At 72.0% G+C, this 15,690-nt stretch carries 11 protein-coding genes; 6 read left to right on the top strand and 5 right to left on the bottom strand.

Annotation, left to right across the window (positions count from 1 at the left end):
- Positions 1–18: 18 nt before the first annotated feature.
- From IPJ78_12650 to IPJ78_12640, 3 genes are read right to left on the bottom strand one after another with little or no spacing between them, the layout of a single operon-like run.
- Positions 19–2,280: a family 20 glycosylhydrolase gene (locus IPJ78_12650; protein MBK7907391.1), complete on the bottom strand. Its 2,262-nt coding sequence runs from the start codon at positions 2,278–2,280 to the stop codon at positions 19–21.
- Positions 2,277–2,804 (bottom strand): hypothetical protein, encoded by a 528-nt coding sequence (locus IPJ78_12645; protein ID MBK7907390.1) that lies wholly within the window; start codon positions 2,802–2,804, stop codon positions 2,277–2,279. Before IPJ78_12645 ends, IPJ78_12650 begins: the two co-directional genes overlap by 4 nt.
- A 38-nt stretch (positions 2,805–2,842) precedes the next feature.
- On the bottom strand, positions 2,843–3,781 hold the full coding sequence (locus IPJ78_12640) for a DUF4349 domain-containing protein (GenBank protein MBK7907389.1): 939 nt from the start codon (positions 3,779–3,781) through the stop codon (positions 2,843–2,845).
- Between the two features lie 260 nt (positions 3,782–4,041).
- On the opposite strand from IPJ78_12640, the gene IPJ78_12635 reads away from it, so the two are divergent.
- Genes IPJ78_12635 through IPJ78_12625 form a run of 3 tightly spaced genes read left to right on the top strand, consistent with a single transcriptional unit; the run spans position 4,042 to position 6,166 of the window.
- On the top strand, positions 4,042–5,304 hold the full coding sequence (locus IPJ78_12635) for an NAD(P)/FAD-dependent oxidoreductase (protein ID MBK7907388.1): 1,263 nt from the start codon (positions 4,042–4,044) through the stop codon (positions 5,302–5,304).
- 23 nt (positions 5,305–5,327) lie between these two features.
- Positions 5,328–5,633, top strand: a complete 306-nt coding sequence (locus tag IPJ78_12630) for a TusE/DsrC/DsvC family sulfur relay protein (GenBank protein ID MBK7907387.1) — start codon at positions 5,328–5,330, stop codon at positions 5,631–5,633.
- Positions 5,634–5,653: 20 nt separating this feature from the next.
- Positions 5,654–6,166, top strand: a complete 513-nt coding sequence (locus IPJ78_12625) for a DsrE/DsrF/DrsH-like family protein (GenBank protein ID MBK7907386.1) — start codon at positions 5,654–5,656, stop codon at positions 6,164–6,166.
- A 6-nt stretch (positions 6,167–6,172) separates the two neighbouring features.
- On the opposite strand, the gene IPJ78_12620 is transcribed toward IPJ78_12625, so the two are convergent.
- Positions 6,173–7,486 (bottom strand): hypothetical protein, encoded by a 1,314-nt coding sequence (locus IPJ78_12620; GenBank protein ID MBK7907385.1) that lies wholly within the window; start codon positions 7,484–7,486, stop codon positions 6,173–6,175.
- A gap of 127 nt (positions 7,487–7,613) precedes the next feature.
- Between IPJ78_12620 and IPJ78_12615 the strand changes: the two genes are divergently transcribed.
- The 3 genes from IPJ78_12615 (at position 7,614) to IPJ78_12605 (ending at position 13,505) form a co-directional block, all read left to right on the top strand.
- Complete coding sequence (locus IPJ78_12615) at positions 7,614–8,837, top strand: hypothetical protein (GenBank protein ID MBK7907384.1); 1,224 nt, start codon at positions 7,614–7,616, stop codon at positions 8,835–8,837.
- 115 nt (positions 8,838–8,952) lie between these two features.
- Positions 8,953–11,064, top strand: coding sequence for a PAS domain S-box protein (locus IPJ78_12610; protein ID MBK7907383.1), 2,112 nt, complete (start codon positions 8,953–8,955; stop codon positions 11,062–11,064).
- Positions 11,061–13,505, top strand: coding sequence for a response regulator (locus IPJ78_12605; GenBank protein ID MBK7907382.1), 2,445 nt, complete (start codon positions 11,061–11,063; stop codon positions 13,503–13,505). Before IPJ78_12610 ends, IPJ78_12605 begins: the two co-directional genes overlap by 4 nt.
- Here IPJ78_12605 and IPJ78_12600 read toward each other — a convergent pair.
- Entirely contained in the window at positions 13,502–15,679 is a 2,178-nt protein-coding gene (locus tag IPJ78_12600; protein MBK7907381.1) for a penicillin acylase family protein, read from the bottom strand. The genes IPJ78_12605 and IPJ78_12600 overlap by 4 nt on opposite strands.
- Between the last annotated feature and the right edge of the window lie 11 nt (positions 15,680–15,690).

Below are 15,690 nucleotides of genomic sequence, written 5' to 3'. Positions count from 1 at the left end.
GGAGCGGCCGGTCGCTGGTCAGGGCTTGTGGAACAACCAGCTGCGGGGGATGTCGCGCCAGGGACCGTTGCCGACGCGCATCCGCAGGCGGAGGTCCGCCCCGCCGCCGGCCTGGAAGTAGCGCAGGGTGAGCGGGTGTGCCCCGGTGCGCAGGGCGATCATCCCCGTCCGTTCCTGGCTCCCGTGCAGGCCGTCGTTGTCCACTACGAGCGTCTCGCCGATGTGCAGCGTGCTGCCGTCATCGGACGAGAGGCCGAACTCGTACATCTCGTTCGCCGGGACCTCGAGATAGCCGGTGAAGATGAGCGCGTACCCCTCGGCGCGCTCGTTCCCCGTGCGCTCCACCTCGTCGGCGATGCCGCGGCGCGCGGGCGTCAGCGTGTCGAGCCCCACGGTGGTGCGCGCGGTGGTCTCGTAGTAGGCGCGCTGCAGCCCGAGCGCGAGCGCGGCCGCCTGCACGCCGTCCGCCTCGCGGTAGTTCGTGCGACGATAGACCGCCACGCGCGGCGGGCTCGACCGGCCGTCCGCGGTGAACGCGCGCGCGGTCACCTTCACGCCGTCGAACGTGGTGGTGATCTCGAACGGCCGCGAGTACAGCGGGCTCCGCGCCGTCGGATCGGTGCCGTCGGTCGTGTAGCGGATCTCCGCGCCGGCGAACGAGGCACCGAGCGTCACGCGCGCCTTCGGCTCGAGCGTGAGCACGTCCCGGTCGAGGCCGCTCACGTGCGGCAACCGGTAGTTCACGTTGAGCCGGTCGAGCGACGTGAGCGCCTGCGGCAACCGCCGCTCGAAGCTCGCCCAGCTCCGCGCGCCCTTCGGCGACCAGGTCACCTCGGCGAGCGCGATCGCGCGCGGGAAGGCCATGAACTCCACCTGCGCCGGCGTCTTGAGGTACTCGGTCCAGATGTTCCCCTGCGCGCCGAGGATGTGCGTGGCCTGCGCCGGTGTGAGCACGTCGGGGATCGGCTCGTAGCCGTACACCTGCTCGAGCGTGACGAGACCGCCGATCGCCAGCGGCTCGAACCGCGCGTCGCCCTGGTAGTAGTCGAAGTACAGATGCGACGTCGGCGTCATGATCACGTCGCGGCCGAGCTTCGCCGCCTCGATGCCGCCGCCGATGCCGCGCCAGCTCATCACGGTCGCGCCGGGGGCGAGTCCGCCCTCGAGGATCTCGTCCCAGCCGACCAGGCGACGCCCACGCGCCGTGAGCCAGGCATCGATGCGCCGGATGAACCAGCTCTGCAGCTCGTGCTCGTCCTTCAATCGCTCGCGCTGGATGATCTCCTGCGCCAGCGGGCTCGCCTTCCACCGCACCTTGGGAGCCTCGTCACCCCCGATGTGGATCATCGTCGACGGGAAGATCGCGAGCACCTCGGTCAGCACGTCCTGCAGGAACGCGAACGTCCGCTCGCTCGGGCAGAAGATGTCGTCCGACACGCCCCAGATGCGCATGACCTGGAACGGGCCCGGGGTGCAGCCGAGCTCGGGGTAGGCCGTGAGGGCCGCGACCGCATGGCCGGGCATCTCGATCTCCGGCACCACCGTGATGTTCCGCGCCGCCGCGTATGCGACGACGTCCCGGACCTCGTCCTGCGTATAGAAGCCGCAGTGCCGGATGCCGTCGCCGCGGTACGGCTCGAAGTTCCGCTCGAGCATCGTCTCGTCGCGGCAGCTGCCGATCTCGGTGAGGCGCGGATACTGCTTGATCTCGAGGCGCCACCCCTGGTCGTCCGTGAGGTGCCAGTGGAAGGTGTTGAGCTTGTAGCGCGCCATGAGATCGATGTAGCGCTTCACGAACTCGACCGGCTGGAAGTGCCGGGCGACATCGAGGTGCATCCCGCGATACGCGAACCGCGGCGCGTCGGTGATCGTCACCGACCCGATCTGTGGTGCGGTCGCATTCGCGGCGCGGGCCGCGTCGACGAGCTGCTGCAGCGTCAGGAGCGCGTAGAAGCGGCCGCCCATCCTCGGGGCGGTGATGGTGACCGCACCCGGCGCGACCGTGAGCGTGTAGCTCTCCAGGCCGTTCACCGAGTCGGCGGGGACCATCCGCACGCGCACGCCGTACCCGCTCAGCGTCCGGTCGTCCTGATAGGCGACCTCGACCGGCAGGCCCTCGGGGATCGGCCAGGCCCCCTCGAAGGGGCGCGCGCTCGCGACGGCGGGGATCACCGGCAGCTCGGCCGCGGGTCGGACCTGCGCGCCGAGCGGCAACGTGAGGCCGGCGCCGATGACGGCGTACATGGCGAGGCGCGAGGAAGCCACGGGGACGCGGATCATCGGGTCGCTCCCGCAGCGTAACGCGCGTTGTGTTGCCAGACCGCGCGAGCCAGGTGCTTGTCCGCAGCGAACTGGATCGGGACGCTCAGCCCCAGGCTGGCGGCCCCGCCGAGCATGAGGGCGGTGCTCGTCTCGTCGAGGTCCTGCGTCGCCGCGCTCGCCGCGCCGGTCACGAGCAGCGCGAGGCCGAGGTCGGTGAGGAGCGCCCCCCAGCGGCGCGTGCGCACCGCCGCTTTCGCCGCGACCTGTCCCTCTCCCTCGAACGCCTCGCTGATGTCCCGCGTCCACAGGAAGCCGAGCGTCGCCACCGGAGCCTCCTCCGCCCCACGCGTCACCTTCAGCCCATGCAGGGCCGCGATGATGTTGTAGGCGCAGCTCCGGTAGTCGCACGCGGCCGGGAGTCGCGCGGGTTCCGCGCGCTGGGCGTGGGCGACGGTGGGCGTGCTGGCCACCACGACGGCCAGCACGACGACGAGGCGCGCGACGGACCGGGCGCGCGGGCGGGGCAGGGCGAGGTTCGGCATTCAGGGAACTTAAGGCGTGCGGCCCCGCCCGGAGGGCGTCAGGCGTCCATCCGCCCCCGCCGTCGCCCCTGCCACCACCGCACGACCAGCCACCCCAGTACGGCGACCGGGACGAGCACCCCGAGCGACGCGATCGCCGCCGCCACGAGTCCCACGAAGTTCTGCCACGCCCGCACGAACGCCTGGCCGATCACGCTCTGCCCGGGGTTCTCGCCGACGATCGGTGCGGGCTCGCTCACCGTCACGTTGATGGTGCTGGTCGCGACGCGCGCACCGATCCAGCGCATCCGGCCCTCGTTGCGCTCGATCTCCTCGCGCACGCGCGCCAGCTCCCGTTCCACGGCGAGCACGTCCTCGAGCTTCCCCGTCCGGGTCGCGAGCAGGTCGATCAACCGCGACTCCAGGCGCCGCGCGTTCGCGACCCGGGCGCGCACGTCGACGTACTCCTCCCCCACATCCTGCGCGTTCACCGCACTCTGCTCGACCTTCCCGATGGGGCGGAGCCCCGCCATCGCCGCATCGAACCGGGCGGCGGGGATCCGCAGCTCCAGGGTCGCACTGCGCACGGTGAAGTCGCCGGCGCTGATCGAGACGTTGCCCACCGTCCCGCCGAGCGAGGCCGCGAGCTGCTGCAGGCGTGCCATCGCGGGCTCGAGCGAATCGACGCGGACGGAGACATGCCCGGTGCGGATGAGCATCGTCGAGATGGCACTGTCGGCGCCGGGCTGGGCCGGGGCGGGCGGCGAGGCGGGTTCGCCCATCGCCGCCCGCGCGGCGAGGCCGCGCTCGAGCTCGGGCGACGCGACGACGTCCGCCGCGTAGCCGTTCGCCTTCGCCTCGCCCACGACCATCGTGGCCTCCGCCGGTGACTCGGCGGCCCCGCTGCACGCGACGGCGAGCGCGAGAGTGGCGAGGGCCACGGCAAAGCCGCGGCGATGGTCGGGGACGAGCGCGGGGACGAGCGAGGCGCGACGCATGGAGCACTCCGGTTCGGTGGCCCGCGCGCACGCGCCGGTCGGCGCGGGGCGGGGGCCTTCATGCAGGAGACGACCGCCGGGCGCCGACTTGCACAGGCGCGTCGCGCACCAGCGCCGCAGGGTCCGGCCCGAGCTTCTCCGGGGAACGCCTAGCGGAAACCCGCACACCATATGCGTATGTACGCTTATGGACGGCCTCAGCCTCCGCCCCGAGCTTATGGTCGTCGGCCGCGCGGGCGGCCCCCATCGGAGCAGTGGTCATGCGACACATCGTCATCCTTGGCGCCGGGACCGCGGGAACCGTGATGGCGAACCGGCTCGCGCGGCGGTACGACACCGAGATCCGCGAGGCGACGCTGGCCATCACCATCGTCGACCAGGACCCGGTGCACATCTACCAGCCCGGATTGCTCTTCATCCCGTTCGGGGAGTACACCGCCGACGATGTCGTGAAGGGACGGCAGGCGCAGCTCGCGAAGGGCGTGCGCTACATCCAGTCGGCCGTCGAGGAGCTCGATCCCGCGCACGACATCGTGCGCCTCGCCGACGGCCAGTCGCTCCGCTACACGCTCTGCATCCTCGCCACCGGGACACGGCTCGCGCCCGAGGAGACCGAGGGCCTCACGGGCCCCGGCTGGCAGGAGAAGGTCTTCGACTTCTACACGCTCGATGGCGCGACCAAGCTCGCCGAGGCGCTCGCGCGCTTCGAGCGGGGTCGCGTGGTGATCAACGTCGTGGAGATGCCGATCAAGTGCCCGGTGGCGCCGCTCGAGTTCGCGTTCCTCGCGGATGCGTACTTCGAGAAGCGCGGCATCCGCGACCAGGTGAGCATCACCTACGCGACGCCGCTCGACGGGGCGTTCACCAAGCCCGCCTGCTCGAAGTCGCTCACGCACCTCCTCACCGAGAAGGGGATCGCGCTCGAGACCGAGTTCAACACGGGGCGCGTCGATGGCGAGGCGGGTGCGCTCGTCTCGTGGGACGAACGCACCGTGCCGTTCGACCTCCTCGTGACGGTCCCGCTCCACCGCGGCGCCGCCTTCATCGAGGCGGTCCCGGGGCTCGGCAACGACCTCGGCTTCGTGCGCACCGATCCGCACACCCTGCAGTCCAAGCTCAAGGAGAACCTCTTCGCGATCGGCGACGCGACCGATGTCCCGGCATCGAAGGCCGGCTCGGTGGTGCACTTCGAGGCGGAGATCCTCGAGGAGAACGTGCGCCGCTTCCTCGCCGGCGAGCCCCTCGATCCCGCGTTCGACGGGCACGCGAACTGCTTCATCGAGACGGGGCACGAGAAGGCGCTGCTCATCGACTTCAACTACGAGGTCGAGCCCCTCCCCGGGAACTTCCCGTTCGCCTGGGGCCCCATGCCGTTGCTCAAGGAGAGCCGGCTCAATCACCTCGGCAAGCTCGCCTTCCGGCACGTCTACTGGAACGCGCTCCTGCCGGGCTACGACTTCCCGGGGATCCCGGCGCGGATGAAGCGCACGGGCAAGCAGTTCCCGGCGCCCGCTGCCGTCTGACCCGAACACCAGAGGACTCCCCCATGCCTGCCCTGACCGCCGTCGCCCGCACCGCCGAAGGATTCCTCGAGCGCGTCGAGGACTGGGATCGCGCGCTCGCCGTCGAACTCGCTGCCGAAGCGGGGATCGCCGAGCTCACGCCGCGCCACTGGCTCGTGATCGACTACATGCGCGACACCTATCTCGCGCGCGGCGATGCGCCGACCATCCGGACACTCGGCAAGGAATCGGGCGTCACGGTGAAGGAACTCTACCTGCTCTTCCCGAAGGGACCGGCGAAGCTCGCCGCGAAGATCGGGGGCATCCCCAAGCCGCACGGCTGCATCTGACCCGCGCATACGAGGCACACATGTCCACCAGCACCGACACCGCAGGCGCGCCGGGCACCAGCGTCGCCGACCAGCCCATCACCAAGGTCTCGATCATCGTCTCCAAGGGCTCGCTCGAGGGGATCTATCCCGCGCTGATCCTCGCGAACGGCGCGCGCATGGAGGGGATCGAGGCGAACGTCTTCTTCACCTTCTTCGGGATGGACGCCATCAACAAGGCGCGGCACGACCACATCAAGGTCGCGACCGTCGGCAATCCCGGCCTGCACATCGCCACCTGGCTCGGCGGCGTCCCCGGCATGTCGGCGCTCGTCACGCAGCAGATGATGAAGTCGATGGAGAAGCTCGACATCCCGCCGATCCCCGAGTTCATCGAGCTCATCGCCGACTCGGGCGCCAAGCTCTACGCCTGCAAGGCGAGCGTCGACATGTTCGGGCTCTCGCGCGCCGACTTCATCGACCAGGTCGACTCGATCATCACGGTCGGCGATTTCTACCAGATGGCGGGGGGCGGTCAGATCATCTTCACCTGACCGCGTTCACCAGGGACAGGCGAGGACCTCGGGGGAGATCCGTTCGCCGCGGACCTGGTAGTGACCGAGCGCCTCGACGGTGATGCTGCCGGCGAGGTGCATCGGTGCGCCCGGCACCTGCGTGGCCCGGAGCGCGCGGTTCGGCGTCCATGCGACGTTCTCCGTCGGTGTGCCGGCCGCCTGCGCTGCCCGCACCGCGGCGAAGCGCGCGTCCATCAGCGCGCGCGCGCGGGCGCGCCAGGTTCGCACCGAGTCCGCCGGAAGGAGCGCCTCGAAGAGCCGCGAATCGAACCCGACCGCCCATGCGCCGTTCCCGTCCGGGGGCATCGGCGGATGCCAGTCGAGATCGATGTACGCGACCAACGCGCTCCCATCCACCGTGCAGCGCGGGGCGAGCGTCTCGAGGCTCCGGGCGACCGCTGCGGCGGCGAAATACCCACGGGGCGTCGGCGGGACGAGCGGCTCGCGGCCGGCCCCGCGTCCATGATCGAGCGACGTGACCCCCGCCGCGACGCGCAGGAAGAGCGTGTCGATCGGCCCACCGTCACGCGAGAACTCGAGCCGGAAGGTCCCCGCGACCGGCACCTTCACCGCATCCTCGCGCGCGCGTTCGAAGTCCGTGCGGAGGCTCCAGAGGAGCTCGCTCACGGGATAGCGCGTCGCGCGTACCGAGTCGGCGGCGAGACGACGCATCGCCGCGAGCGCTGCGACCGAATCGGCCACCCCTGCATGCGGCGGCATCACGTCATAGAACCGCAGCAGCTCCTCGGGGCTCATCCGCTCGATCCGCGGCGGGACGAGCTCACCGCGTCGCCGCGCCGCCTCGCCGTCCACGGTATAGGGGAGGAACGCCGTGCCCGACACGTCGAACGTCGGGAGCGAATCCACCCAGTGCTCCCGCGCGCGCAGACGCGCACGGAACAGCCCGCTCGTGCCCTCGGCGAGCCATCGGGCGCTGCGTCCCCAGGCCACGCGGCGGCATCCGGCGTCGTAGTCCCACGGCACGATCACCACCTCGGCCGCACCCGCCGGGAAGACCCGTCGCGCGTGCGCACCCAGCTGGTCGAGCCGGAACCGCTGTCCGTACGCCTGGCGGGCGGCGCCGGCGCCGTAGTGCCCCAGACCGGCCACCGGCGCGTAGCCACCGTCGCCGGCGGGGACGGTGTCCGGCAACGACGTGGCCATGAACGCGACCAGCGCGGTGTCGCGGAGCGCCCACGGTGGCGCGAGCGAGCAAGCACTGGCCGCCCGCGTCGCAGCGAAGGTGAGCGCGATGGCGCCGAACAGCGCGCGCCGCAGGGGCACAGCGTTGGTGACCATGGTCACCAACATGCGCGGCCGCCGGCCCGCTGGCCACTATCAGGTGACTCCTTTCTGGCGCCGCCTCGTACTCCCGTCATATAGTAAGTCGTACGACTCCACCCCGACCTTCGCTCCCGGGACCACCATGCGTTCCTCGCGTCTCTTCGTCGTCGCGGCGGCCATCGCCGCACTGCTCCTGCCGGCCCCCGTGCGCGCGCAGTCCGATCGCGCGCTCGACATCACCGAGGCCATCCTCGACCGCTTCTTCACCGCGCACGCCAAGGAGAAGAGCGAGCGCGAGACCGTCGCACCGCAGGTGGACGACGCCGAGGCGAAGATCCGGAAGTACGAGGAGTGCAAGCGCGACTTCGAGGCCGCGGGTTCGGCGACCGGCAGCCGGCTCGGTGGACTCGCCGCGCGCATCGCGATCAAGGCCAAGTGCGGCGACGCCGATGCCGACGCGCTCCGCAAGCAGCGGCAGCGGATCCTCGACGGTCCGGAGACAGCGGCCGCGACGGCGGGCGGATTCCAGCTTCCCGAGTACCGGCGCCTGCGCGATCGCATCCGCGGCTGGCTCGAGGGCGACAACTCCGGCTTCACGACGGCGGGGCTCGCCGTGCTGCGGGCGCGCGAATCGCAGCTGCGCGGGAGCTTCGGCGTGGTCGCGTCGGGTGGCGGCGGCCGTAGCGCCGGCCGCGGCATGCGGGGACCGGCAGTCTGGAACACCGATTTCGCCTGGGTCTGGATCTCGCAGCTCTTCGCCGTCCAGTACCTCTCCGGCGCCACGATGTTCGAGGGGGACTACGCGCCCGGCGCGTGGACCCGCTGGAAGGTGACCACCGATGAGGATGGCGACGTGCAGGAGACCGAGCGCGCCTTCCTCGCGCGCACGGCCGACGGCGCCGAGTGGTGGCGCATGAAGACGATCACCAAGCACGACGACGGCGCCGACACGGTCGTGCTCGAGGCGCTCTTCAAGCCCGAGGGCAGCGACCAGTACGTGCAGCGTCTCGTGCGGATGCGCGCCAAGCTCCCGGGCAACGCCGAGCCGCAGGAGATGATGGTCCCCGAGCAGTGGACGACCTGGAACATGCGCGGGTCGTTCACCGGGCGTCCCACCAAGGAATCGCTCGACGGCGCGACCGTCGGGACCGAGTCCATCACCACCCCGGCCGGGACCTTCTCCGCGCGCCATGTCCGCTTCGGGCAGGGGGGCGGCACGCTCGACTGGTGGCTCGACGAGTCGACGACCGGTGGATGGGTGAAGTTCAGCGCCATCGACAACGAGAAGAAGCCGATGTACACGATGGAACTCATCGGCAAGGGCACCGGCGCCAAGTCGGAGCTCGGGGTCCGGATCGAGCCGTGAACACGGGGGGCGCGCCGGATTGAGTCGGCCGCGCCCCGGGTCGAGACTGGGATGACAGGGGTGTGGGCCGCGCGTGCGCGGCCCACGCTCCGTGCGTGCCCTTTCTCCCTTCGACGTGACCGCTCCCCTCCCGACCCGTTGGAGTCGCCTCCCATGGGGGAGCGGCTTCCCCCGCCGACCCGATGACCGCGTCATCGTCGGGGTCCTCGGGGCGTACGCCGCGATCGCCGCGGGGCTGGCCGCCACCGGAGGGGACGGCTTCGCCTGGGATGGCGTCGACTGGGGACTGTACTCCGTCCTCGCGATCGCGACCGTCTGGCAACTCGGCCGGCTCGCCCGCGGCGCGTGGCACGACGGCGAGCGGATCGGCTGGCTCCTGCTCGCGCTCAGTGCCCTCGCGCGGTTCACCTACGGCACCGTCTGGAACGCGCTCGACGCGCCGATGGCCGGCGATCCGCGGCCGGCCTGGCTCGTGGCGCTCAAGGTCGCCTACCTCGGCCTCAGCCTGCCGGCGCTCGTGCTCTTCCCGGTGGCGCGGTGGCGGGGCCGCGACGGCGAGCGGGCCCGCATCGACGGACTCACGGTCATCATCGGCAGCGCGCTCGTCGGCTGGTACTTCGCGATCGGACCGCTCCTGCGGTCGCCGGAGGCGCTCACCGCGGCCGTCGATGACGTCGTGCTCGTGTTCGGCGACGCCCTGGCGGTGCTCCTCGTCGCGCGGCTGCACCTGCGCGCGGCGCGCGCCTCCACGCGGGCGGCCGCACGCTGGATGCTCATCGGGCTCGCGCTGCGGATCGCGCCGGACATCCTCATCTGGCGGGAGGCCGGCGCCGCCGACTTCACCGCCTTCGGCGCGATCGACGCCGCCTGGTTCTTCGTCTGGGTCCTGATGTGGGCCGGCGCGCGCGCCGCCGAGACCCTGCGCCCGCGCGACCTCCGGCCCGACGAGGCGGTCGAGCAGCCGTACGTGAGCGGACTCGTGCCGCACGCCTTCCTCCTCGCCTCCGTCGCCGCGCTCCTCGGCCAGACGCTCCTCGGCGATGGGCGCGACAGCGTGCTCTCTGCCGTCGTGAGCGCGGTGCTCGCGCTGCTGCTCGTCACGCGTCAAGGGCTCGAACTGGACGAGCGCGACCAGCTCGCCCATCGTCTCGAGCGCGAAGGGGCGCGCTACGAGGCGCTGCTGCAGTACGCGTACGATGCCGTGGTGATGTTCGACCGGCGCGGGATCCTGCGTTATGCGAGTCCCGCGACGGTGCGCACCTTCGGGCCCGCGATCCAGAGCGGCGAGGACACGACACTCTGGGGGATCATCCATCCCGATGATCACGAGGCGTTGCGCGCGGCGATCGGCGCCGAGCCCTCCGGCGCAGGAGGCGGCGCGGTGCGGGAGCTCCGGCTGCGGGCCCGCGACCGCCTCGGCCGTTGGCGCACCTTCGAGGGGCAGTTCCACGACCATCGTGGTGACCCGCTCATCGATGCGATCGTGCTCCACGGCATCGACCGCACGCGCGAGGCGCGCCTCGCCGAGGGGCTCGCCGAGGCGCAACCGCTCGAGGCGCTCGGTGTGCTCGCCGGCGGTCTCGCGCACGACCTCAACAACATCCTCACGGTCGTCGCGTCGCACGCCGAGCTGCTCGATGCCGACGCCGACCTCGACGTGCGCGGGCGCGAGGACGTGCAGGCGATCCGCGCCGCGAGCGATCGCGCCCAGTCGCTCACGCGCGGCCTGCTCACCCTTAGCCGCCGCAAGCAGGGTCCGGTGGCGGCGATCGCCGTCGCCGACGCGCTGCACGAGGCGGTGGCCGCTGTGCCAGGCGCCGTCGTGCAGGTCGCCCCTGGCGCGGCGATCACCGTTCTCGCCGATCGCGCGGCGGTCACGCAGGTGATCGACGGACTGCTCGACGCCGCGCGTGCCGATGCCCGGGCCGAGGGCTTGCAGCTCACGCTCGCCGAGCGCGCGATCGAGGACCCCGAGGCCACCGCGATGGGGATCGAGCCGCGCCTCTACGTCGAGCTGAGCGCTGGCGACGCGCTGGAGGCGGGCGTGCCGGTGGCGCGCGAGGAGGCCGTGCGGATGGAGGCGGGGCATGAGTGGGACCTCGCGCCGGGCGACCTCGCGCTGCTCATCGCGCTCGCCGCCTGTCGCGAACTGGGCGGCACCGTGCTGCGCGAGCGGCAAGGCGACCGGGCGCGCTACGCCGCGCTGCTGCCGGCGGTGCACCAATGAGCGGCCATCCGGACGCGTTCGCGCGGCTGCGGGGCGGCGTCGCGGTCTACATCCTCGCCTGGTATGCGGGGCTCGCGTTCCTCATGCCATTGGGCGGATGGATCGTCGCGGTCGTGAACCTCGCGTACTTCGCGCTCGGGGTGATCACCAGCGCGGTGCTCTGGCGCACCGGCACGGCGAGCGGCGATCCCCGGCTCCGTCGGGCGCTCCGCCTCATGGCGGTCGCGCACGCGCTCGTCACCGCCAACGGATTCGTCTGGACCTATTGGCAGCAGGCGGTGGGCGTCCCCTTCTCGGACTCGGTCAACCGACTCACCGACCTCGCCTACGTCCCGTTCCTCTGCGCGTCGTTCCTGAGCTTCCCCGTCGACCCGGGCGTGCGCTGGCGCGATGCGCGCGTGCGGGTGGACGGTGCGCTCTTCGCGGTCGGCGCGCTCGCGCTCTCCTGGCACTTCGCCGTCGCGCCGATGCTCGCCGGCGGCGACGAGCTGTCGGACGCCCTCGTGCAAGGGATCGAGTGGCTCGCGACCATCGCGGCGTCGGTCGCGCTGCTGCGCGCCCGCGACCGTCACATCCGCCGGATCATCGGCGTCGCGCTCGCCGCGCACATCCTCTACATCATCACCGACTTCTTCTGGGTGCGCGTGGTGCTCGACTACGCGCCCGGGCATTGGGTGGACGCGCTCTGGTTCGGCGCCTGGGTGCTGCGGTGGGGCGCAGCGTTGCGGGCCATCGAGGCCGTGCAGGCGCGACCGACACCGCACCGCGCATCGAGCGGCAGCCTCGCGCCGTCGCTCTTCGTCGCCGCCGCGTACGCGCTGCTCCTCCTCGCCTTCGCCGTGGAGGGCGGGCGCTCGACGCTCGACGTCGTCGTGGCCGCGGCGCTCATGACGGTGCTGCTGATCGTCCGGCAGTGGATCACCCTGCACGAGAACGCGGGGCTCGCGGAGGAGACGGCGCGACAGGCTGCCGTGTTCCGCACGCTCGTCGCGAGCGCCAGCGACCTCGTGCTGCTCGTGCGCGACGATCGCCGGATCGCCTACGCGAGCCCGTCGGCCGAACGCGTCCTCGGTCCGGTGGACGGGCTCGCCTTCGGCGCGCTGCTGCACCCCGCCGACCGCGCCGGCGCGCTCGAGTGGCTCGAGGAACGCGCGACGAGCCTCGGCGTGCGCGCGTACCGGTGCCGCCTGCGCGCGACCGAGGGCTCGTGGCGCGACATCGAGCTGCGCGCGCAGGATCGCCGCGACGACCCGGCCGTCGAGGGCTTCGTCCTCAACGCGCGCGACGTCTCGCAGGAGACCGCGCTCGAGCAGGCGCTCGGCCACTCGCGCAAGCTCGTCATGCTCTCGGAGATGGCCGGGCGCATCGCGCATTCGTTCAACAACACGCTCGCCGCGCTGCAGGTGCACGCCGAGGTGCTCGCGCGCGACCTCCCCGAGGGGGCGCTCGCGCGCGAGGACGCGCGGGCGATCGGCGCCGCGGCCGAACGCGGGGCCGGCATCACGCGACAGCTCCTCGGGTTCAGCGGCCGGCACGTGATCCGGCCGGTGCCGGTGGAACCCGCGCAGGTCCTCGAGGCGCTCCGGCCGACGTTCACGCAGCTGCTCGGTCCCCTGCGCACCTGCGTCCTGCGTGTGGACGCCCCGAGCGCCACCGTCCTGCTCGACCGTGCGCAGCTCGAACAGGTGCTCGTGAACCTCGTCGCCAACGCGCGCGACGCGATCCCCGTCTCCGGGACCGTGACCCTGCGCGTCGCGGCCGAGTCGCCCGCGGGTGGGGACGGCGCGCAGGTGCTGATCGAGGTGACGGATGATGGGACCGGGATCGCACCGGAGCACCTCGCGCGCGTGTTCGAGCCCTTCTTCTCGACCAAGTCGCCGGGGCGGGGGACCGGCCTCGGGCTCGCGATGGTCGCCTCGATCGTGCGGCGCGCGGGCGGCACGGTGGAGATGTGCAGCACGGTCGGCACCGGCACCACCGCGCGGATCCGGCTGCCGGCCCATCGGCGCATCTCGTCCCCCGTCCTGGTCGTCGATGCCGTCGAGGCCGCGCCCGCCTCCACCGCGCGCATCCTCCTCGTCGATGACGACGCGCTCGTCCGCCGGGCGAGCACGCGGATGCTCACCCGGTCGGGCTTCGCGGTGGTCGACGCCGAGGACGGCGCGCGCGCGCTCGCGATCGCCGAGGATCCCGCCGAGCGGATCGACCTGCTGATCACCGACCTCATGATGCCCGGCCTCTCCGGGCGCGAGGTCGTCGCGCGCTTCCGCGTGCTCCGGCCCGGTACGCCCATCATCTGCGTGACCGGCTACGCGACCGAACGCGAGGACGACCAGTCACTCGCGCAGCAGGTGAATGCCATCATCGCGAAGCCGTTCACGACGACGGCACTCACCCAGGCGATCGCCGCGGCGCTCCGCGGGGACAGCGACGAGCGCTAGCGGGGCGACGCGCCCGGACGATACTCGCGGGTGATGTGCCCCTCGAGCTGCGCGCGCGTGAAGTGCACCGCGCGCAACTCGCCGCGCGCGTAGCGCTCCGCCTGGTCGTTGAAGTGCGCCGACCCGGGGACGCTGTTGAGCCCGCCCGCCGTGACCGCGCGCGCGGTCACGGAGTCGCCGAACTCGACCACCGCGACGAAGCTGTTCCCGCTCGTGCCGTAGATCCGCTTGGTGCCCGGATACGGGCGCGCCTGGAAGGCCGCGAGCGATCCCCAGCGCGACGAGGTGAACCCGACCGGCGTGCTCGCGCCCGAGTCGGCGAAGGGCTGCACGATGTCGCCCGTGAGGCGCTGGAAGCGGTTCACCTCGCCCCACTGCACCTTCCACGAGCCGAAGTCGGCGGTGAGGCGGGCGACGGCGGCCTCGAGCGACTCGAGGCGATCCGCGCCCGGGGCGCGCGTCGCCATGAAGGTCACGAGCGACGACCCTTCCGCTTCGGGGTCGGCCTGCGACCGCTGCCAGAGGTCCTCGCCCCAGTACACCGCGAGCGTCGTGGCCTCGGAGGCGACGCCCGAACGGCGGTCCCAGGCGCGGAGCAGCGCGACCGGCTCGGCGAGCGCCGCCCGACGGTCGCCGGCGGGGAGGGCACTCCAGTCGCGCACGAGCGCCGGGATGAGCGCATCGAAGGCGGTGAGGTGCGGGTCGTACGCCGCGGCGATGAGCTTGTCGAGGTCGAACCGCGACTCGCGCGTGAGCACCTCGATCGCGTGCACGCCGCGCGCGTTCTCCCCTTCGCCGTCCTCGAAGTACTTCGCGTAGTCGCGCGCGCGCGGACTGGCCGCGCCGGCCGCCGAGTAGGGATGGTTGTTGGTGTTCTGGATCCAGCCCGTCGCGGGATTGATCACGTTCGGCGACTCGTCCACCGCGTGGATCCCCTGCCACTCGGTCGCCGGGTCGTTGCCGTCCACCGGGCGCGCGTAGTCGAGGCGCGTGTCGCGCCGCGGGACGAAGTTCGCGTGGAAGTACGCGATGTTCCCCTCGGCGTCGGCGAAGACGGTGTTGTTGGAGGAGTTCGTGTGCAGCTCCATCGTCGCGCGGAACTCGGCGAGGTTCCGCGCCTTGGTCCGCGTGTACGACTGCGTGAGCGCCTTGAGCGGCTCCTGCATGAGCCGCACCGCGATCCACTTGCCGTCCGCGGCGCGCACCACCGGCCCATGATGGGTCGCATGCACCGTGAAGTCCCGCGTGCGCATCCCCTCCGCCGTGCGGTACGCGAGCGTCACCGTCCGCGAGCGCACCCGCCGCGTCTCCGCGCCGAACGCGTAGCTGTGACCGGAGTCGCCGGGCGTGACCGCCACCGCGAACTCGTCGATCGCGTCGTTGTTGCTCGACGTGTGCATCCAGCCCGCGGTGGCGTTGAAGCCCTGGTACACGAAGAACTGCCCCCACGTCACCGCCCCGTACGCGTTCAGCCCGGAGTCGGAGGTGACCTGCAGCTCCTCGCGGAAGAAGAACGACGTGTGCGGGTTGATCAGCAGCAGCGCCTTCCCCGACGCGCTGCGGGACGGGGCGATCGCGAAGCCGTTCGACCCCGATGGCGCGCGCGGCGGGCGCGGCGCGTCGGCGATCGTCGTCGTGCCGCCGTAGAACTTCTCCAGTTCGGCGAGCGAGACGGTCTCGATGTCCCCGCCGATGCTCCCTTCGCTGAACGCGAGCGCCATCCACGGCTCGAAATGCGTCAGCACGCGCGGCGTCACGGCCGGATTCACGTGCAGGTAGTAGTTGAGGCCGTCCGCCCACGCATCCATGAGCGCGCGCAGCCATTCCGGGCTCGACGCGTAGGTCGCCCGCAACGAATCCGGCTCGATGAAGAGCCGCATGCGCAGGTCGCTCCAGAGCGCCGCCTCGCCCTCCGCCTCGGCGAGCCGCCCGAGCGCGTTCAGGTAGTTCACCTCGATCCGGTTGAAGTCGTCCTCGGCCTGCGCGTAGATCATCCCGAAGACCGCGTCGGCGTCGCTCGTGCCCTTCACGTGCGGGATGCCCCACTCGTCGCGCGCGATCGTCACGCGTGAGGCCCGGTCCTCCCAGCGCGCGACGTCGGCGGCGGCGGGACCGGCTTGGTCGCCGCAGGCGGCGAGGACGAGGAGCGCGACGACAACGAGGCGGCGGGACATGGGGGAGTGGG

The organism is Gemmatimonadota bacterium, from assembly GCA_016714015.1.
In the GTDB taxonomy this organism is placed as follows: Bacteria; Gemmatimonadota; Gemmatimonadetes; order Gemmatimonadales; family Gemmatimonadaceae; genus Pseudogemmatithrix.
This window is presented reverse-complemented; position numbering and strand designations above follow the sequence as displayed.